The sequence below is a fragment of the Candidatus Effluviviaceae Genus V sp. genome (assembly GCA_014728125.1).
Taxonomy (GTDB): domain Bacteria; phylum Joyebacterota; class Joyebacteria; order Joyebacterales; family Joyebacteraceae; genus WJMD01.
Genome location: WJMD01000166.1, coordinates 1 through 2,995, shown reverse-complemented (window position 1 = coordinate 2,995; position 2,995 = coordinate 1). Strand labels below are relative to the sequence as shown.

Genomic DNA, 2,995 nt, shown 5'->3' with positions numbered 1-2,995 from the left:
GTCCGGAGACCCAGCGACGGGCGGACGGCGCGTCGCTCTCGGGAGGCTCCTCGAGGCGGTCGACGTCCGTGACCCCGGTCCGGAGGGAGCGGTCGGCATCACGTCGGTCGAGTACGACTCCCGTCGTGTCGGGAACGGAAGCCTCTTCGTGGCGGTCCGCGGGTTCGTCACCGACGGCCATCGCTTCGTGGCCGACGCGGCCGAGCAGGGCGCGGCAGCCGCGCTCGTCGAGAGTCTGACGGGCGCCTCGCCGATCCCCGAGTTCGTCGTCCCGGACACCCGCCGGGCGCTCGGTCTGGCGGCACACGAGTTCTTCGGGCATCCCTCGGACTCGATGACGGTTCACGGCATCACCGGAACGAACGGCAAGACGACGACGTCGTACCTCGTTCATTCGATCATGCAGCAGGCCGGGCTCGCGTCGGGCGTGGTCGGCACACTCGGACACACGACGGGCGGCGGGGCGGCCCCGGGGTCCCTCACGAGCCCCGAGGCGTCAGACCTCGCCGCCCTCATGGCCTCGATGGCGGACGCCGGCGTCGAGGTCCTGACCATGGAGGTCTCGTCGCACGCGCTGGCGCTCGAGCGGACGGCGGGCACGCGCTTCGACACCGCGACCTTCACGAACCTCTCGCGCGACCATCTGGATTTCCACCGCACGCTCGACGAGTACTGGGAGAGCAAGCGGAAGCTCTTCGAGCAGCTATCGGGCGGCGGTGGGAAGCCGGACGCGGCGGCGGTCGTCAACACCGACGACCCCCGCGGACGCGAGCTGGCGGCGTGGCTCCGCCGGGAGACCGACGTTCGGCTGGTGACCTTCGGTATCACGCAGGGCGAGGTCCGCGCCACCGACATCGCCTCCACGGTCGACGGGACGACGGCGACCATCGTCACGCCGCGTGGGACGTTCGCGGCGGAGATCCGTCTGCTCTCGACCTTCAACGTCATGAACGCTCTCGCGGCGACCTCGGTCGCCCTCGCCGCAGGAGTCGAACTCGGAGCCGTCGCGGAAGGGCTCCGGGCCGTGACCGAGGTCGCGGGTCGGCTCGAGCGCGTCGACGCCGGTCAGCCCTTCACTGCGCTGGTCGACTACGCCCACACGCCCGATGCGCTCGAGAAGGCCCTCGCCGCGCTTCGCGACCTCGATCCCGGACGTCTCATCGTGGTCTTCGGCTGCGGGGGCGACCGCGACCGCGGGAAGCGGCCACAGATGGGGGAGATCGCGGCGAGGCAGGCCGACGTCGTCATCGTCACGTCGGACAACCCGCGCACCGAGGACCCCTCGACGATCATCGCGGACATCCTCAACGGAGTGCGGGCCAACGAAAGCGGGGCGGACGTCGAGGTCGTGCCCGATCGTCGCGCGGCGATCGTGCGCGCGGTCGGCATCGCCCGGAAGGGCGACGTCGTGCTGGTCGCCGGGAAGGGACACGAGGACTACCAGATCATCGGGACAGAGAAGCGGCACTTCGACGACCGCGAGGAGATCCGCGCGGCCGTCGAAACGACGCTTCCGGGCGGCGAGTGATGGAATCGAGGAGGCTCAGGGACGTGGCCGAGGCGCTGCACATCGCCAGGAAGGCCGTCCCGGACGAGGAGGTCCTGGGCGTGTCGACCGACTCCAGGACGATCTCGTCCGGCGAGCTCTTCTTCGCCGTTCCCGGCGAGAACTACGACGGTCACGCCTACGTCGCCGAGGCCATGAGGCGCGGCGCCGTGGCGGCCGTCGTAGAGCGGGGGCGACCGGACATTCCCTCCGCAGACGAGCGCGCGGGCGAGACGGGCGCCGTCGTCGAGGGCGACCGACTCCTCGAGGTAGGCGACACGGTCGAAGCGCTCATCGACCTCGCGGGCTGGTACCGCGATGACTTCTCGCCCGTCGTCGTCGGCATCACGGGCTCGAACGGCAAGACGACGACCAAGGACATGGTGGCGTCCGTACTCACGACCCGTCACCGGACGCTCAGGACCGAGGGCAACTACAACAACCACATCGGCGTGCCTCATACCCTCTTCCGACTGGAGAGCGACACCGAGGCCGCGGTCGTCGAGATCGGCATGAACCACCCCGGGGAGATCACGACGCTGGCCGGCGCAGCGAGGCCGTCCGTAGGCGTCATTACCAACGTGGCGGCGTCGCACCTCGAGTCGATGAAGGACCTCGAGACGATCGCACGTGCCAAGGGCGAGCTTCTCGAGGCGCTCCCGGAGAACGGGACCGCTGTGCTGAACGCCGACGACGAACGCGTCATGTCGCAAGCGGCGAGGGGACCGGAGACGACGGTGACGTTCGGGCTCGGCCCGGACGCGGACGTGAGAGGCTCCGACGTTCGCGCGGAGGGCGGAACCGTGCGGTTCACGGTCGGCGGGACGGCATTCACCCTGCCGGTCCCCGGCCGCCACAACGTGATGAACGCGCTCGCGGCGGTCGCGGTCGGCGACCTCCTCGGGGTTCCCCGGGACGACGCCGCCGAGGCTCTTTCCTCCTTTGAGCCGACGGCGAACCGGATGCAGGTCCTGACGGCGGGGGAGTGGACGATCCTGAACGACACGTACAACGCGAACCCCGGGTCGGTGGCCGTCGCCGTTGAGACGGCGGTGACGCTGGCCGCCGGTCGCCCCGTGGTCGCGGTGCTGGGAGACATGCTGGAGCTGGGAGACGCCGCGCGGGATGCCCATCGCGATGTGGGCGCGCTCGCGGCCCGCGCGGCCGTCGACCGGTTGTTCCTTACAGGAGAGCACGCGGGCGATGTCAGAGACGGTGCGGTCGAGTTCGGAATGGACCCCGACCGCATCGCGATCGAGGTCAGCAGGGCCGCGCTTCCGGGGGCGATCGCGGAAGCGCTCATCGGGAGCGCGGTCATCTTGGTGAAGGGGTCGCGCGGAATGCGCATGGAGGAAGTGGTTGAGTCGCTGGTCCGGGAGGCGCCTGCCTCAGGGACCGGCCGTTGACCCTTCCGGGACACGAGGGCCGTCATGTTGTACCACCTGCTCT

The 2,995-nt window shown here is 70.2% G+C and carries 2 protein-coding genes; both read left to right on the top strand.

Features of this window, described 5'->3' with window-relative positions; genetic code table 11:
- On the top strand, positions 1-1,528 hold a 1,528-nt coding region (locus GF405_10095), incomplete at its 5' end, for a UDP-N-acetylmuramoyl-L-alanyl-D-glutamate--2,6-diaminopimelate ligase (protein ID MBD3368504.1).
- Positions 1,528-2,952 (top strand): UDP-N-acetylmuramoyl-tripeptide--D-alanyl-D-alanine ligase, encoded by a 1,425-nt coding sequence (gene murF / locus GF405_10090; protein ID MBD3368503.1) that lies wholly within the window; start codon positions 1,528-1,530, stop codon positions 2,950-2,952. The genes GF405_10095 and murF, both read left to right, overlap by 1 nt.
- Positions 2,953-2,995: the final 43 nt, after the last annotated feature.

Bases quoted from the DNA above. Each gene is read 5' to 3' on its own strand.
- murF (MBD3368503.1), top strand. From the start codon at position 1,528: ATGGAATCGAGGAGGCTCAGGGACGTGGCCGAGGCGCTGCACATCGCC.